Source organism: Marinospirillum minutulum DSM 6287 (genome assembly GCF_000422325.1).
GTDB lineage: Bacteria > Pseudomonadota > Gammaproteobacteria > Pseudomonadales > Halomonadaceae > Marinospirillum > Marinospirillum minutulum.
The window spans coordinates 344365-359860 of the sequence record NZ_KE383818.1; the positions used below are offsets into that span (position 1 = coordinate 344365).

Consider the following 15496-nt stretch of genomic DNA (forward strand, 5'->3'; position numbering starts at 1 on the left):
TTAAATCACTAAGCAAAGTTGTTAAGACTTTCTATACTTAGCAGGAAATAGACTGAGTGGTGAATTGCTTAGGGCAATTATAGCGCTCCTTAGCCATAGCTTGCACCTTTGTAAAAGCTTATATACAACTGGGGACTCTAACTATGTCTTTTTACCCTAAACCTAACCTTGATAACTTAACGCCCCACCTTGGGCGTTTGTGTGCACCCAACTTTCATACTACGGCTAGTGAGTGTCAGCGTACATTTAGCGTACCTGTGGCGGCAGTGGGGTTGCGAGAAGGTCGCCATATACGGCTATTTTATTCAGGTGAAGCAAGTCAAAAGCTCTTAATTGATGATGCGCTTTGTGCCTTGCCCTTATGTGTACCAGGTGAGCAAATTTTGGTGCGTGATTTACATGAAATTGATGAAGCACTTTTACCACCCTTAGCCTTAGCTTTAGGAATGCGAAGCTATGTAGGAGTGCCTATTTTTGCGGCGCAACAACTAGTTGGCAGTCTAAGCCTAGCTGATCGTCAGCCAAGGGTGTTTAGCCATTTTGAGGTACAGCGTTTACAAGCCATGGCTGCTAAAACAGGGGCTTTGTTAGAACAGTATTTATAACTAGGTGTGTTAATATCTAAGGAATAATTTTTTAGCCACTCACTCGCAGGAAGTAATTGAGTATGACTGATGTTACACCGAATAACGAAGTAAAAAAGCCATCCAATTTAATTTGGATAGACTTAGAAATGACCGGCCTAGACCCAAACAAAGAACGCATTATAGAAATAGCCACCATTGTTACTGACTGTGATTTAAACATCATTGAAGAAGGTCCAGTTTTGGCTATTAATCAGCCAACAGCCTTGTTGGATGCGATGGATGAATGGTGCACTCGCACGCACGGTGCTTCGGGTTTAACTCAAAGGGTTAAAGACAGCAAAGTAACCATTGCTGAAGCTGAAGCAGCAACCCTAGCTTTCTTGCGCCGCCATATAGAAGAAGGCGCTAGCCCTATGTGTGGCAATAGTGTTCACCAAGATAGGCGTTTTATGGTGAATGAAATGCCAGAGCTAGAGGCTTTCTTCCATTACCGTAATTTAGACGTTTCTACCCTTAAAGAACTGGCAGTGCGCTGGCACCCAGAACTCCCTAAAAAGTTTAAAAAAGCGGGCACGCATTTGGCTTTAGATGATATTCGTGAATCCATTGCCGAGCTGCGCTTTTATCGGGATGAATTTATTCGTTTGCCAGAAAACCCCTCTGCATGAGTAGCCGTAAGCTGACCCGCCAGCAACAGTGGCGTATAGATAAAGTTCAAGAAGAGCGCAATGCGCGTGCCCTGCGAAAAGATGAGCGGCTAGATGCTAACCAACAAGAAGGCTTAGCGACAGAGGCTCAGCAGGGTTTAATAACCGCGCATTTTGGCCGTCAGGTTGAAGTTGAAGCGATAGACGGTGCTTTGAAAGGTCAGCGACAGCGTTGCCATGTAAGGGCAAATGTCGAAAACCTAGTCACTGGCGATTACGTAAGTTGGCGAGCAAATCAAAACCCTATCGAAGAAGGGGTTGTGGAGTCTCGCCAAGATCGCCGCAGTTTGTTAGCGCGTCCTGACATGCGTGGGGTAATGAAACCCATAGCTGCCAATGTCGATCAGCTATTACTGGTTATAGCACCCGAACCTGAACCCCATGCCAATTTAATTGATCGCTACCTAGTTGCAGCAGAACACACGGGTATAGAGCCTGTATTGGTGATTAATAAGTGGGATTTAATGGAGCAGGGCGTTTTAACGGCTGAGCGAGAGGCATTAATAAAGGACTTGCTAGCAACCTATCAACACTTGGGCTATCAAGTATTAATTAGCTCGGCTTACCAAGAAAAAGACTTGCAGCAACTACAGCAGCAGTTAAAAGATAGAATTAGTGTGTTTGTTGGTCAGTCAGGTGTAGGTAAGTCTTCACTGATTAACTACCTGTTACCGGGGGTGGATTTGCGTGTTGGCAGTCTTTCTGAAGATACCCGTAAAGGGCGGCATACCACCACCACAGCAAGGTTGTTTCATTTTCCTTTGAGTGGGCAGTTAATTGATTCACCAGGAATACGTGAGTTTTCTTTAGGCTATTTACAGCCAGAACAAATTGCTCAGGGTTTTACTGAGTTTCGTCCCTTCTTAGGCTTGTGCCGTTTTCGGGATTGTAAACATCAACAAGACCCAGGTTGTGCGTTAAAAGAAGCGGTGGCTGAGGGCAAAATAGCTGAAACACGCTTTGCTAGTTACCACCACCTAGTGCATAGCCTAGTCCATTAATTTACGCATTTCTTCATGTAGCCGGGCATCAAACAACAAGGGAGCCTGAGCTAGCCAGCGGTTAGTGGTCATTAGCTCTTTTAACAAGGCTACTGACAGCACTGGCCCACGCCAAGCAGCGCCCTTACTGCTATTTTTGTTGTGGGTGCTGGCCGAGAAGTTTTCTAGGTAGTCTTGCCAAAAACTAGGAATAAAACGGCGGACAGGACGCTGGCTAGCCAGTGCTAGGCGCTCTGCAATAACTAATCCTTGGTGGTCTAAATCACCAAAGTGCACATGGGGTACAAACTGGGGTAAAAAGCGTAAAAACTCACCAGCCAATTCAAGGCTTTCAGGTGCGACCCAAAGTGCTAATAGGTTAGCGGGTAGGTCAATGTCTAAAAACACACCTCGGTCTTCAATGGTCATAACTAGGTAGGGCAATTCGCCTTCTAGCTCTTTGATTTGGTGAAAATCCCTTTCGGGAAGTATGACTTCACTTAATTGTCGCCAAATTTTCTTTAGTTCTATGGGAGAACCATGCTTGCGTGTGAACTTTAAATCCATATTACCACGCAGGTGCAAACAACGGTCTTGGCTAAGTTCTACGCTGGGTAATTCATCTAAAAGGTGTTCAGGAAGTTCGGTAGTACGGCTTCCTAACAAGGCCAGTTGTAGGCTACTTTTATTTAAAACTCTAGGCAGGTCGGCTCTTAGCTGGTCTTTTAAATAACCCCAGCGTTGATCAAATGTTTCAGTTAGTAGTAGCCGATCACCTTCTAATACATCTTGCCAATCCCGCCAGTCGGGAAGGCGCAGATCCAGCAGTTCAACCAAACCAGCTCGGCCACGCGCACTCAGCATAAACCCATTTTCTGCTTCTTCTGGCAGTAGCCAATTGCCAGTGACGAGCTCATCAACTAGGGGAGCATTGGCAGGCTTGCGGTCTATGCGTTCATGCTTGTAGAGGGTCAGTGCAGCTTCGCGTATGGCGAGTGCTTGCCAGTTGATCTGAGCATCTAACATGGAGATTCCTTTTATCCACGCCCACGCGTGCGGTTTTTGTTGGGTCCGGCATGGCGAGCGATGTATTCAATAATTTGTCCAGCTATGTCTTTGCCTGTGGCGGCTTCTATGCCTTCTAATCCAGGAGAGGAGTTTACTTCCATAACAACTGGGCCGTGATTAGAGCGTAACAGATCGACACCACAAACGTTTAGCCCCATGGCTTTAGCCGCTCGCGTTGCTGTAGCACGTTCTTGTGGAGTAATTTTTATTAGCTCTGCACTACCGCCTCTGTGCAAGTTGGAACGAAACTCACCTGGGCTAGCTTGGCGCTTCATAGCCGCAACTACTTTATCACCTATCACAAAGCAGCGTATATCGGCACCACCAGCTTCTTCAATGTATTCTTGCACCATAATATTGGCTTTTAAACCCATAAAAGCTTGAATGACACTTTCTGCTGCTTTTTCTGTTTCAGCCAATACCACGCCTATGCCCTGAGTGCCCTCTAATAATTTTATAACCAAGGGCGCACCACCCACCATACGAATAAGGTCGGGAATATCATCGGGGGAATGAGCAAAGCCGGTAATAGGCAAACCTATACCCTTGCGTGATAACAACTGTAGTGAACGGAGCTTGTCACGCGAGCGGGTGATGGCAACGGATTCATTCAGGGTGTAAACCCCCATCATTTCAAACTGACGCAAAACAGCCGTACCGTAAAAGGTTACCGAAGCCCCGATGCGTGGAATGATGGCATCAAAGTTTTCTAGCTCTTCACCTCGGTAATGAATGGAGGGTTTGCTAGTGGTAACGTTCATATAGCAACGGAGCGTATCAACAACTCTTACGCTATGGCCTTGTTGTTCTGCCGCTTCAATTAGGCGACGGGTCGAGTAAAGATTAGCATTACGCGACAAGATGGCTAGGTGCATGGTTATTCCAAAGAGACAAAAAGGGAGGGGGAGCCTTGTAGGTAATTTTTGCCAGGTGCAACCAAATAGTGTTCTTCCATGGCGGTGCGTCCAAGCAACATAGGGTATTGCATTTTGGATCGGTCGGCCAAGGTTAACTCTATTTTGTGTGTTTGGTTGCCTAGCTTAATTTCTGTTTTTATTACATAACGCCAGTGAGCCTGGCCATTTGAACTTCTAACTTGGCGGTGATCATACACTGGAAATTCACAGGCGACACTGCCAGCTTTGCCCTTAGCTTCATTTAAGGTGATGAAACTGACCCACTGCTGTCCATTTTTTTCACTAATTTGTAAATTGGTGGCATGAAGCGAAGACGTTTTAGCGCCTGTATCTATTTTGGCACGTAGAACAAGGCCTAGCTGGGGAAAGTGAATGACCTCCCTATTACCAATAATAATTCTGTTGTTGGTTTTGATCATTATTTAACCAGAGTCCGGTGAGCTAGCATTCATCAACGACTAGCCAGTTTGTACTAAAGTTATCCACACCCCTATCCACCTAGGTTGTGAGTAAAGTTTTGCGACATCATAAATGCTTTTACGGATTAGGGAAGTGAATTAAACGGCTAGTAAAGTAACCCGTTGGTTTTAAACGAATAAGCCTTAAAGCTGCCTTGGCTTTAGGGCTAAGCGAGAAGTTGTCTGTGTTAGCTGTAAACTGAATTGACGTGGCAGGCGTGGCTAGGTTAAGGCTGTGGTATTTATAACAGCTAAAGGCTTGATGCACATGACCAAACACCACCAACTTGGCTTGGGGCTTATCTTTTAATAATTCCCAAAACGCTGCTGCATTTTCTAGTGCTAGCGCATCTTTCCACTCACTATTAACCTTTACGGGTGGGTGGTGTAGAGCTATTAGCAGGGGTTTAGGGTTGTTTAAAGCTTCTTTAAGCTTGTGTAGCTGCTGGCTAGCAAGCTTGCCTTGGGTTGCTTTGGGTAGATGACTGTTTAGCCCTAAAATTTGCCAAGCTGCGGTTTGTTGATAAAAGTCTGAGGGTTTAAGTTCATTCATTAACGCTGGTTGGTCATGATTACCCGGTAACCACTGCCAAGCTAACCCACTGGCTTCTAGCTGTTGATAAAGCCACTGGTAGGTTGCTGGTTGTTCGTCTTCAGCTAGGTCGCCAGTGAGTAGTAATAAGTCGGGTTTAAGGTGGCAAGCTAGCTTTAAAGCTTCTAAAAAACTGGTACGAGTAGCCTTGCCACGGTAAAGGGCTTGTGGGTCGGCTAAAAGGTGCAGGTCCGTCATTTGCACTAGGCGAAAAGTGTTTGTTGTCATCTTTAGTTAGCTTCTAGCCATTTAGTTTTTATTGCTAGGTGATTCATCGCTAACCATTGCAAGGCAATAATACTCATTGCGTTGGCGGCTCTGCCTTGAGTGGCTTCTGCTAGGGCTGCTTCTCTAGTGAATAGCCTAACGCGCAGGTCTTCATTTTCACTGGCTAAACCGCAAATACTACCCTGTTCTACTTGGCTGGAATCAACAATACCCAAATAAAGTAAAATTTGTTCATCACTACCGCCGGGGCTGGCGTAGTAGGTATAAAGGTGTTCTAGGTACAGAATATCTAAACCCGCTTCTTCTTGCGTTTCACGGTGAGCCACTGCTTCAGCTTCTTCACCTGTTTCAATAATACCGGCAATAATTTCAACTAGCCAAGGGCTGTTAGGGTCTTTTAGTGCACCCACCCGAAACTGTTCCACCATAACAACCTTATCTAACCAAGGGTCATAAGCTAACAGGCCAACAGCCTTGCCACGTTTAAAAAGTTCACGCTTTATGCTGGGTGTCCAGCCACCAGCAAATAACCGATGCTTAAGTTGTAGTTGGTTAAGTGAAAAAAAGCCTTGGTAAGCTGTCTGTTCTTCTAGCAGTGTATAATCAGCCTTAGTAAAAGCTGTGTTAGTCATAGCTAATCCTTATTTAATGAATATTTTTACCAAGCGGAATTGATTATGAAAGGACGAAATATGTCACGCTGGCGCGATCCTGCCACTGACCCTCGTGCTGAAGAAAAAACGAACTTAATTACCCCTGAAGGCCATGCCAAGTTGCAATCGACACGCGATTTTTTATGGCAGGTGCGTCACCCAGAACTGGCTATAAAAGTGCGCGAAGCAGCAGCGCAAGGTGATCGCTCTGAGAACGCTGATTATACCTACAACAAGCGAGAGTTGAATCGAACTTTATCACGCATTCGTTTTTTAGATCAGCGCTTAGATGTATTAAAGGTGGTTGATCGTCAGCCTGCAGACACTAATCGCGTGTTTTTTGGTGCTTGGGTAACCTTGGAAGACGAGGCAGGCGAAGAAGAGACTTTTCGTATTGTTGGCCCTGATGAATCGGATGCTTCCCGCCAGTTAATTAGCATTGATGCACCTAGAGCAAGACTGCTGTTGGGTAAAAGCTTAGATGATGAAGTTGACTTGCCTACCCCTGAGGGTTCTAAGCCCTTCATCATCACTGCCATACATTATAAGGTTTAAGCTAGCTACTGCTTTGTTTGTTAAGACTGAAAATAAAGTTAGCTGCCAATAAATGCAGGTTTCCTACTTGTTTATCGAGTTTATTGGATTGATCGGTTGCAGCATTGCCTGCCTCTACTGAGTGCCTTGCTAGTTCTGACAATTCAGTCACCTGCTGACTGGTTTGTTTGCTAAGTACTGACTGATGGTTGGTCATGCTGGCTACTTCAGCAGCTAGTTGGTTGATTTCAGCTACGGCTAATAGAATTTCTTCTAGTGAACTACGCATGGTTTCTGCTAGTTCAACCGTGTTTTGTGATGCTATAACGCCTCTGTCTATAGCTGCTACTGAGGCATGGGTATTTTCTCTAAGCTGTTCAATGATGCTGCGTACTTGTAGGGTTGAATCATGGGTACGTTGTGCTAAGCCGCGTACTTCATCGGCAACCACCGCAAACCCTCGCCCTGCTTCACCAGCGCGTGCAGCTTCTATAGCCGCGTTAAGGGCTAAAAGGTTGGTTTGTTCTGCGACATTGGTAATTACATCAATAACTGTGCCTATTTGTTCGCTGCTGGCAGCTAGGCTGGCAACCTGTTGCTTAGCTGCTTCTAATTCAGAGGACTGATGGGCTATGGCTTGGCTAACCTCTTCAATTTTTTGCTGCCCCATTTGGGTTGCAACTTGTGATTGGTTAGCGGCTGAAGCAGTGCGTTGCGTACTACCCAGCACTTGTTCAAGACTGGCTAACTGAGCCTGCATGGCTTGTTGAATTTCTTCAACACGACTGCCTTGGCGCTCTATGTAACCAAAAGCTTGCTCTAAGCATTCATCTGAACGCGCTTTACTGCGTTGTAGGTAGCCACTGTTATTAAATAGGCGAGCTACCACCGCACGTAGTTCAGAGCTGCGAGTGCGTAGGGCAAAAGAAATATTGCCTAGTTCATCTTGTCTACCTGTGTAGATATAAGTCATTACACGGTTATGGTTAATTTTACAGGCAGCGGTTTCTAATTGTTTTAACCCACAAAGTTGAACACGAGTAAGAGCCGTTGTAATTAAACCGGCAAGCAGGGGAGCTAAACTAATTAGCCAGCTAAAGTTAAGGGTGAATAAAACAAGACTGGTTAAACTGGCAGGTACTAACCCAGCAAGTATTAGTTTGTTCGTGAGTGATAAGGTGGGTCTTTGTAAAAAGCTGGGTAGCTTACCTTTTAACCACTGAGGGTAAATGCTATTTGCTCTGGAAATCGCTTCACGAGAGGCTAGGGTTCTTACCGACTGGTATTCAACAATTTTTCCTTCGCGCTGAATAGGTGTGACATAGGCATCTACCCAGTAGTGATCACCATTTTTACAGCGATTTTTTACTAGGCCTTTCCAAGACTTTTTGCTTTGTACTGTTTGCCAAAGGTTTTCAAAAGCGCCGGGTGGCATGTCTGGATGGCGGATAATATTATGATTCTGACCTATTAGCTCATTACGTTGGTAACCAGATATTTTTATAAAGTCTTCATTAGCAAAGGTAATCATGCCGCGTAGGTCGGTAACGGTAATGAGTTGCGTGCTGCTATCAAAGGTCTGTTCTTTTTGGGTCACGGGTTGGTTAATACGCATTTAGGTAGCTCCTTGAGTTTTAGTGTTTTCCTTAGCATTGACCCGACCAGTAAAACTGAAGGCTAGAAAGGGCTGACTCACATCAAATTTAAGCTTCTATTAACCTAAATACCATTGACCTAGATCAATTTAAATAAATAAAATGTCTGCTAATCATGCAGAAAAATGACACCTTTCAAGTTTAGTATTGATGACTTGAAAGGTGTGAATTGAGAACTAATGCTATTTAAAAGGCGGGGAAGGGTTTATTCAGAAGCGGGTAAAGTGCGTTTACGGAAGTGGTCTAGTACAGCTTGAGCTAGGTCGTCGGCATCAAACTTGGCAATAAAGTTGTCTGCGCCGACTCGTGTAACCATGCTTTTATTGAATACACCTGACAAAGAAGTGTGCAGTAAAATATAAATGTCTTTTAGGCTAGGGTCTTCTTTTACTTTACGGGTAAAGGTGTAGCCATCCATTTCTGGCATTTCTATATCTGAAATAACCATCAGGTATTCTTCACTTAATTTTTTGCCCTCTTTCACTAGTTCTTGTAAATGCTCTAAGGCTTGCTTGCCATCTTTAAGTAGGACGGATTCTAGTTTTACTTCAGCTAGGCAGCGTTTAATTTGATTACGTGCCACTACAGAATCGTCAACAACTAATACAGTGCGCGGTACAGTGGATTGGCTAAGTTCAGCAAAGTCATCTGATAGTTGGCTGCTCATTTGTTCTGATGAAGGCGTGACTTCAGAAATAACTTTTTCAACATCAATAATTTCGACTAGTTGGTTGTCTACCCGAGTAATGGATGTTAGGTAGTGACGGTGACCTATGCCTTTGGGCGGCAGTAGAATATCGCTCCATTGCATATTCACAATGCTTTCAATTTTATCGACTAAAAAACCTTGCTGGCGGCGGTTGTACTCACAAACAATCACGCTTTGTTTGCGTGGGTCGGTCACTCTGCCAGATTGAATGGCACTGAGTAGGTCTAAAATTGGTAGTGGGCCTTCGGCAGTATTGGCAACCCCTATCACATTGGGGTGATGGTGAGGCAATTGCGTAAGCGCTGGACAGGGAATGATTCTAGTCACTTTAAAAACGTTAATGCCATAAAGCTGACCATTTTGTAAGCGAAATAGTAGAAGCTCTAAGCGATTTTCACCCGCTAATTGGGTGCGTTGGTTTACGTTGTTCATCAAAGAGCTCATGGTCTTTCAGTCCTTTTTCTTAATAGCTAGTTTTAGTTTTTATTCATGCCAGCAATGGCTTCAGCGCACTCACTAATTAAGCTGGGTCCACGGTAAATAAACCCAGTATAAAGCTGAACTAGGCTGGCTCCAGCTTCTATGCGTTCAACAGCATCTTCCGCAGAAAAAATACCACCCACACCAATAATGGGTAGATCACCTTCTAAAGCATCGGCTAGCTGGCGCGTAATCTCGCAGGACTTTTCAGTTAAAGGGCGACCCGACAAACCACCGGCTTCTTCACCATAACGCAAACCTTCAACGGCTGATTTATCTAAGGTAGTGTTGGTGGCGATAACGCCATCTAGTTTTAGCTGGCGCAAAGTAGCGGCAAGGCTTTGTAATTCGTCTTCGTCCATATCTGGTGCGACTTTAACAACCAGTGGAACATGGCGCTGATGCTGGTCAGCCAAACGTGCTTGTGCTTCTTTTAAAGGCTGTAATAAGTCTTTTAAAGCTTCACCATATTGTAAGTTACGTAGCCCCGGTGTGTTAGGTGAAGAGATGTTTACTGTGACATAGTCGGCAAAATTATAAACAGCTTCTAAACCAACTAGGTAGTCATTAACCGCTTCTTCTACAGGCGTAGTCAGGTTTTTGCCAAGATTGATACCCAGCAAAGCATTCATTGATTGGTTTTGAACCTGGTTTACTAGGTGGTCTAGCCCTTTATTATTAAAGCCCATGCGGTTAATGATGGCTTCTTGTTCTGGAATACGAAATAAACGTGGCTTGGGATTACCAGGCTGGGGGCGAGGGGTAACCGTACCTACTTCAATAAACCCAAACCCTAGCTGATCTAGGCTGTTTAGGTGGTCAGCATTTTTATCTAGGCCTGCAGCTAGGCCTACGGCATTAGGAAACTCTAACCCCATGACTTTTACAGGTGCTTGTAATCTTTTAGCTACAAAAGGTTTGATTAAGCGTAATCTTGCTGCAGCATCAAGACTTTCTAAAGCAATTTGGTGTGCAGCTTCGCCTGAAAGGGTGAAAAGGAGTTTTCTTGCCAATGAATACATGAAGTGCCCCATGAAAAAGTAGTTATTCAGCTATCTATTGAGTGCTTAGACTATTCTATGCTGCGTTACCTAAAAATAGCAAAGTAGGCTTTTATTTTTTCTGTTGGCATTACTGGTCTTTGGCAACTATGATGAGTTGGATCAGCTTTTTGCTGAGTGTTTGCTTAAAACAAGTATAAGAGGTCAACACTATGATTTATATCCAACCTGGAAAAACTGGTTCAATGGTTGATGTACTGCCCCAATATAATAACTTTATTGGGGGAGAATGGGTTGCCCCTATAAAGGGTGAGTATTTTGATAACATTTCTCCTGTGACGGGTGAAGTGTTTTGCCAAGTGGCTCGTTCTTCTGCAGAAGATATTGAAGTCGCCTTAGATGCTGCTCATGCAGCTAAAGACGCTTGGGGTAAAACGTCTGTAACTGAGCGCTCTAAACTGCTTTTAAAAATAGCTGATCGCCTAGAACAAAACTTAGAAGTAATGGCGATAGCTGAAACTTGGGATAACGGTAAAGCAGTCAGGGAAACTTTAAATGCCGATGTGCCCTTAGCGGTGGATCACTTCCGTTATTTTGCGGGTGTTATTCGCGCTCAAGAAGGTTCGATTAGCGAAATAGACGGCAATACCGTGGCTTATCATTTCCAAGAGCCTTTAGGTGTAGTGGGGCAAATTATTCCTTGGAACTTCCCACTCTTAATGGCAGCTTGGAAGCTAGCCCCCGCTTTAGCAACGGGTAACTGCATTATTCTTAAACCGGCTGAGCAAACACCTTGGTCGATTCTAAAATTTATTGAAATTATTGAAGACCTTTTACCGCCCGGTGTTTTAAATGTGGTGAATGGTTTTGGTGCTGAAGCAGGCGAAGCTTTAGCCAGCAGCAAGCGCATTGCTAAAATTGCCTTTACCGGTTCTACCCCCGTTGGTTCACATATTATGCAACGTGCTGCGGAAAACATTATTCCTTCCACGGTTGAGCTGGGTGGCAAATCACCAAATATCTTCTTTAAAGATGTGATGGACTTTGAAGACGAATATTTAAGCAAGTGTGTGGAAGGGGTGGTGTTAGCCTTCTTTAACCAAGGTGAGGTGTGTACTTGTCCATCACGCTTGTTAATTCAAGAAGACATTTATGATGAGTTTATTGCCTTGGTGATCGAGCGTAGCCAGCAGATTAAACGCGGCAACCCTTTAGATACGGAGGTCATGGTCGGCGCTCAGGCATCGCAAGAGCAGTTCGACAAAATTATGGGCTACTTTGATATAGGTAAAGAAGAAGGTGCTGAAGTTCTGATGGGTGGCGGTAAAGCAGAGCTGGAAACTGAATTCAACAAGGGTTATTACATTCAGCCCACGTTGCTGAAAGGCGATAACAAAATGCGCGTCTTCCAAGAAGAAATTTTTGGGCCAGTTGTTGCAGTGACTACCTTTAAAGATGAAGCCGAGGCCTTGGCCATTGCCAATGATACCGAGTTTGGTTTAGGTGCAGGTTTATGGACGCGTGATATGAACCGCGCTTACCGTATGGGGCGTGGTATTCAAGCCGGTCGTGTATGGACTAACTGTTACCACCATTACCCAGCCCATGCGGCTTTTGGTGGTTACAAAAAGTCTGGCGTAGGTAGAGAAAACCATAAAATGATGTTAAGCCATTACCAGAATACTAAAAATATGCTGGTGAGCTACGACACTAATCCGATGGGCTTTTTTTAGGGCTGCACAAAAAAGCTTAATGGGCGTTTGCTTACCCTAAACTTAACCCTAGGCTTGTAATGAGTCTGGGGTTTTTGTTCACTGAATAAATCAGAATGCCTGCCAGTGCGCTAAAATCGTACGACATTTCCTACAAAAAGATGGTTTTAATACAAAAAGCCAAACAGCCATAAGGGGATTTTATTATCGAAACCCACCTCAATATCATCCGCTGCTATAAAACCTTTGCCACCTTGTAACTGAGCGCTGGTTTTACCTGCTCCACCTACTTCAAATGCCCAGGTGTCATCCACAACAAAATCACCACGATCATGGTAATGCACTTGATGGTTTAACCCCAATTGTGAAACAAAAAAGCTTTCACGCACAGAGCCTAAATTACTACCACCACACAGCACCTGAAACAAATTAGGGTTGTCTAATAAGAGTTTGTCGGGTTTATTAACCGCTCGCATTCCAACGCCACCACGCACAAGATGAATTAAACTGCCAGCATCCATTTGCTGCAAATACTTCTGCAAGGTTGGCCAAGAAACGCCTACTGCTGCACTTAATTTAGATACATTTAACTCATAAGGGTTTGTACTACACAGCATGTATAAGATTTTTTTAAGCTTATCCAGCTTAGTTGGATCAATACGGTAAATACGACTTAAATCAGAATCAATCGTCAAATTAACCACCTCCAGTAATTTAGAAGGATAATCCGCTAACGACTCTTGATAAAAGGGATAACAACCGTAGTCTAGGTATTTAGCAAACTGCTCAAGTGGTCGAAAATACTGCAAGAGTTGTGCAGCAACGTCTTCATGTGAGTCTAATAGTTGCGTTAAAGAAAAGCTGGGTAAAGTTTGCCCCAGCTCTAATTCACAAAACTCACGGAATGACAAAACACCTAACCGATGCACTACCGCCCGCCGTGATAAATCAGCAATGGCATGTTCAATTTGTAACGCACTTGAGCCGCTGAATATCAGCTGTAAATTAAACACATCATAGATGGCTTTAAGTGCTTGCGAGAAATTATCAGCTTTATGAATTTCATCCACCAATAACAACTGACCGCCACGCGCATAAAATGCCTCGGCTAAATCATACAGGCTAACCCCAATCATCGCAGGGTGGTCACAACTCACATACAAAACCTGGGTAGCAGTTAAATTAAGCGATTTAGCATACTGTAATAAAATCGTACTTTTCCCTGCGCCACGCGCACCCTTAATACCCAGTAAGCGAGCGTTAAAATCTATCTGGTGATAAAGATACCGTTTATACAAAGGCACATCACGGGCAAGAATTTGCGCAGAGATTTTTTGTAATGTAGCAAGATTTAGAGTAGCCATAGACCTATTGCTAAGTGTGGTTTATATTTATTTCAGTTTATTATAAAATTCAGTTCATAGCAAGATCAGCCATAGTGTTCGCTAAATCGCCAGCTATAGAGGTATTTGAAAGGCTGCTGATTTGTTGTGGATACTAGAGTATCTAAAACAGCCCTTTATTAAGCTATAATGGCTACTAGGGTATCTCTTTTTAACAGTTGAGCTTGGTTATGGCGCATTTTTTATTGCTGGATGATACGGATGTACAGCAAGCTTTTGCTGCGCATTTACGTGGTTTACGTGAAGAAGCTAAATTTTCGCGTGCTGCTTTAGCAGAACGTAGCTGTGTGCCTGCTTCGACTATTAAAAAGTTTGAATTAACAGGACAAATTTCTTTTCGGCAGTTATTGCTTCTTTGGCAAAGCCTAGATGACCTTAAACGCCTTTATGACTTAACTCAGAATCAACCGAAAAAACCGGTGCTTCCGACCTCTATTGAAGAGGTGTTAAAAGATGGATTTTAAACCAGTTCAAAAACTTAAGGTTCAGCGTACTTTGTCTACGGGTGAAACAGTATTTGTTGGAGTACTGGCACAAAATAGGCAAGGGGTGTTCTTTCAATACCAAGCTGATTATCTATCAGAGTTTGGCAACCTTTCACCTTTTTCCTTACAAGCAACCACCCGTTTACAAGCTGCACCTGCTGAACCTCATAATGGCCTACAGGGTGTTTTTGCTGATAGTTTACCCGATGGTTGGGGTTTGCTTTTACAAGATAGGGTTTTTCGTCAAGCGGGTGTTTTGCCTAACCAAGTCACTGCGATGGATCGTTTGGCTTTTGTTGGAACAAGAGGCATGGGAGCTTTGTCTTTTTCCCCAGTGAGTGACTTTAAAGTAAATACTGAAGATGAAGTGGACTTAGCCACTTTAGGTTTGCAAGCGCAAGCCACTTTTGACCAAGCAGTAACCGGTGAAGGTGAAGTTGATCAAGTAGTTGCTGCGCTAGTGGCTGCAGGCAGTTCCGGTGGTGCGCGGCCTAAAGCACAGGTTTATTTTTCACCGAATAATTTTAAGCAGTGCCGCACTCGGCCAAAAACAGGTGATGAGGCATGGTTAATAAAATTCACCTCACAGAATTTAGCCTTAGGGCATGAAGAAGGATTATGTGAAGCAGTTTATTTAGACTTAGCCAAACAAGCTGAGCTAGAACCACCTGAATGGAAGCTGTTAGAAGCACCTGCTAAAAGTGGTGCTAAAGCTTGGCTGGCAGTAAAGCGCTTTGATTGGCTAGAAAATACCGCTAGCGGTAAAACTGGGCGATTACATTTGCACAGCGCTTGTGGTTTGTTAGATGCAGATTACCGTACACCCAGTTTAGATTATGCTGATTTAATAAAAGCGAGTCGCCAGCTATGTAAGTCGCCTGCTGTTGGGCAGTTACACTTTAAGCGGGCAATGTTTAACTTATTTTCCTGTAATCAAGACGATCACAGTAAAAACTGGGCTTTTTTACAGAAAGATAAAGGCGATTGGCAGCCAGCACCTTTTTATGATGTAACCTTTAGCCCCCACCCCTTTAATGAACATGCTACTGCTTTTGTAGGGCATGGCAAAAAACCGCCTTTAGCTAGTATTCAAAAACTAGCGAGTATTGCAGGCTTCGCTAATTGGCAAGAAGCCCAGCAAGCAATTCAAGAAGTGGTTGAGCTTCTGGATGGATTTAGAGCTAAAGCCTTAGCTTTGGGTGTTAAAAAAAGTACCGTGATAGCGATTGAAAAAGCACTGGCTAGGCAGCGTGAAGAAAATAGCTTTTACAGGTAGACAGTTCTGGCGCAGCCCAAATCCAACTAGCTTTTTGTTTAGGTTCGTTTT

16 protein-coding genes are annotated in these 15496 nt (G+C 44.0%); 7 read left to right on the forward strand and 9 right to left on the reverse strand.

Annotated elements, in window-relative coordinates; all coding sequences use genetic code 11:
• The first annotated feature begins 143 nt into the window (after positions 1-143).
• The 3 genes from H571_RS0111230 (at position 144) to rsgA (ending at position 2295) form a co-directional block, all read left to right on the forward strand.
• Positions 144-605, forward strand: a complete 462-nt coding sequence (locus H571_RS0111230; RefSeq protein ID WP_027849394.1) for a GAF domain-containing protein — start codon at positions 144-146, stop codon at positions 603-605.
• Between the two features lie 62 nt (positions 606-667).
• Positions 668-1255, forward strand: coding sequence for an oligoribonuclease (gene orn, locus H571_RS0111235; RefSeq protein WP_036218159.1), 588 nt, complete (start codon positions 668-670; stop codon positions 1253-1255).
• Positions 1252-2295 carry a small ribosomal subunit biogenesis GTPase RsgA gene (gene rsgA / locus H571_RS0111240; RefSeq protein WP_027849396.1) on the forward strand — a complete coding sequence of 348 codons (1044 nt, stop codon included), beginning with the start codon at positions 1252-1254 and terminating at the stop codon, positions 2293-2295. Before orn ends, rsgA begins: the two co-directional genes overlap by 4 nt.
• On the opposite strand, the gene H571_RS0111245 is transcribed toward rsgA, so the two are convergent.
• The 5 genes from H571_RS0111245 to H571_RS0111265 form a co-directional block, all read right to left on the reverse strand.
• Entirely contained in the window at positions 2284-3300 is a 1017-nt protein-coding gene (locus tag H571_RS0111245) for a hypothetical protein (protein ID WP_027849397.1), read from the reverse strand. The genes rsgA and H571_RS0111245 overlap by 12 nt on opposite strands.
• Before the next feature lie 11 nt (positions 3301-3311).
• Positions 3312-4217 carry a 30S ribosomal protein S6--L-glutamate ligase gene (gene rimK / locus H571_RS0111250; protein ID WP_027849398.1) on the reverse strand — a complete coding sequence of 302 codons (906 nt, stop codon included), beginning with the start codon at positions 4215-4217 and terminating at the stop codon, positions 3312-3314.
• 2 nt (positions 4218-4219) lie between these two features.
• Positions 4220-4678 (reverse strand): ATP-dependent zinc protease family protein, encoded by a 459-nt coding sequence (locus H571_RS0111255; protein ID WP_027849399.1) that lies wholly within the window; start codon positions 4676-4678, stop codon positions 4220-4222.
• A gap of 118 nt (positions 4679-4796) precedes the next feature.
• On the reverse strand, positions 4797-5537 hold the full coding sequence (locus tag H571_RS14995) for a metallophosphoesterase (RefSeq protein ID WP_051168298.1): 741 nt from the start codon (positions 5535-5537) through the stop codon (positions 4797-4799).
• Between the two features lie 2 nt (positions 5538-5539).
• Positions 5540-6169, reverse strand: coding sequence for an NUDIX domain-containing protein (locus H571_RS0111265; RefSeq protein ID WP_027849400.1), 630 nt, complete (start codon positions 6167-6169; stop codon positions 5540-5542).
• Positions 6170-6214: 45 nt separating this feature from the next.
• Between H571_RS0111265 and greB the strand changes: the two genes are divergently transcribed.
• Entirely contained in the window at positions 6215-6745 is a 531-nt protein-coding gene (gene greB, locus H571_RS0111270; RefSeq protein WP_084482804.1) for a transcription elongation factor GreB, read from the forward strand.
• Position 6746: 1 nt separating this feature from the next.
• On the opposite strand, the gene H571_RS0111275 is transcribed toward greB, so the two are convergent.
• From H571_RS0111275 to H571_RS0111285, 3 genes are all read right to left on the reverse strand, one after another.
• Positions 6747-8339 carry a methyl-accepting chemotaxis protein gene (locus H571_RS0111275; RefSeq protein ID WP_027849402.1) on the reverse strand — a complete coding sequence of 531 codons (1593 nt, stop codon included), beginning with the start codon at positions 8337-8339 and terminating at the stop codon, positions 6747-6749.
• Between the two features lie 245 nt (positions 8340-8584).
• A complete protein-coding gene (locus H571_RS15000; protein WP_245562346.1) occupies positions 8585-9520 on the reverse strand; it encodes a chemotaxis protein CheV in 936 nt (311 codons plus the stop codon).
• A gap of 44 nt (positions 9521-9564) precedes the next feature.
• Positions 9565-10590 (reverse strand): quinone-dependent dihydroorotate dehydrogenase, encoded by a 1026-nt coding sequence (locus tag H571_RS0111285; protein ID WP_027849403.1) that lies wholly within the window; start codon positions 10588-10590, stop codon positions 9565-9567.
• A 191-nt stretch (positions 10591-10781) separates the two neighbouring features.
• Between H571_RS0111285 and exaC the strand changes: the two genes are divergently transcribed.
• Positions 10782-12302: an acetaldehyde dehydrogenase ExaC gene (gene exaC / locus H571_RS0111290; protein WP_027849404.1), complete on the forward strand. Its 1521-nt coding sequence runs from the start codon at positions 10782-10784 to the stop codon at positions 12300-12302.
• Between the two features lie 146 nt (positions 12303-12448).
• On the opposite strand, the gene H571_RS0111295 is transcribed toward exaC, so the two are convergent.
• The gene (locus H571_RS0111295) at positions 12449-13645 is read right to left on the reverse strand and encodes an ATP-binding protein (protein WP_027849405.1); all 1197 of its coding nucleotides are present in this window, start codon (positions 13643-13645) and stop codon (positions 12449-12451) included.
• A gap of 209 nt (positions 13646-13854) precedes the next feature.
• Between H571_RS0111295 and H571_RS0111300 the strand changes: the two genes are divergently transcribed.
• Both H571_RS0111300 and H571_RS0111305 read left to right on the forward strand, forming a co-directional pair.
• The gene (locus H571_RS0111300) at positions 13855-14148 is read left to right on the forward strand and encodes a helix-turn-helix domain-containing protein (RefSeq protein WP_027849406.1); all 294 of its coding nucleotides are present in this window, start codon (positions 13855-13857) and stop codon (positions 14146-14148) included.
• Positions 14138-15445 (forward strand): type II toxin-antitoxin system HipA family toxin, encoded by a 1308-nt coding sequence (locus H571_RS0111305; protein ID WP_027849407.1) that lies wholly within the window; start codon positions 14138-14140, stop codon positions 15443-15445. The genes H571_RS0111300 and H571_RS0111305 overlap by 11 nt, the downstream gene beginning before the upstream one ends.
• Positions 15446-15496 lie beyond the last annotated feature (51 nt).

Excerpts from the sequence above, each read along its gene's own strand:
- H571_RS0111230 (WP_027849394.1), top strand. The coding sequence starts at position 144 with ATGTCTTTTTACCCTAAACCTAACCTTGATAACTTAACGCCCCACCTT.
- orn (WP_036218159.1), top strand. The coding sequence starts at position 668 with ATGACTGATGTTACACCGAATAACGAAGTAAAAAAGCCATCCAATTTA.
- rsgA (WP_027849396.1), top strand. The coding sequence starts at position 1,252 with ATGAGTAGCCGTAAGCTGACCCGCCAGCAACAGTGGCGTATAGATAAA.
- H571_RS0111245 (WP_027849397.1), bottom strand. The coding sequence starts at position 3,300 with ATGTTAGATGCTCAGATCAACTGGCAAGCACTCGCCATACGCGAAGCT.
- rimK (WP_027849398.1), bottom strand. The coding sequence starts at position 4,217 with ATGCACCTAGCCATCTTGTCGCGTAATGCTAATCTTTACTCGACCCGT.
- H571_RS0111255 (WP_027849399.1), bottom strand. The coding sequence starts at position 4,678 with ATGATCAAAACCAACAACAGAATTATTATTGGTAATAGGGAGGTCATT.
- H571_RS14995 (WP_051168298.1), bottom strand. The coding sequence starts at position 5,537 with ATGACAACAAACACTTTTCGCCTAGTGCAAATGACGGACCTGCACCTT.
- H571_RS0111265 (WP_027849400.1), bottom strand. The coding sequence starts at position 6,169 with ATGACTAACACAGCTTTTACTAAGGCTGATTATACACTGCTAGAAGAA.
- greB (WP_084482804.1), top strand. The coding sequence starts at position 6,215 with ATGAAAGGACGAAATATGTCACGCTGGCGCGATCCTGCCACTGACCCT.
- H571_RS0111275 (WP_027849402.1), bottom strand. The coding sequence starts at position 8,339 with ATGCGTATTAACCAACCCGTGACCCAAAAAGAACAGACCTTTGATAGC.
- H571_RS15000 (WP_245562346.1), bottom strand. The coding sequence starts at position 9,520 with ATGAACAACGTAAACCAACGCACCCAATTAGCGGGTGAAAATCGCTTA.
- H571_RS0111285 (WP_027849403.1), bottom strand. The coding sequence starts at position 10,590 with ATGTATTCATTGGCAAGAAAACTCCTTTTCACCCTTTCAGGCGAAGCT.
- exaC (WP_027849404.1), top strand. The coding sequence starts at position 10,782 with ATGATTTATATCCAACCTGGAAAAACTGGTTCAATGGTTGATGTACTG.
- H571_RS0111295 (WP_027849405.1), bottom strand. The coding sequence starts at position 13,645 with ATGGCTACTCTAAATCTTGCTACATTACAAAAAATCTCTGCGCAAATT.
- H571_RS0111300 (WP_027849406.1), top strand. The coding sequence starts at position 13,855 with ATGGCGCATTTTTTATTGCTGGATGATACGGATGTACAGCAAGCTTTT.
- H571_RS0111305 (WP_027849407.1), top strand. The coding sequence starts at position 14,138 with ATGGATTTTAAACCAGTTCAAAAACTTAAGGTTCAGCGTACTTTGTCT.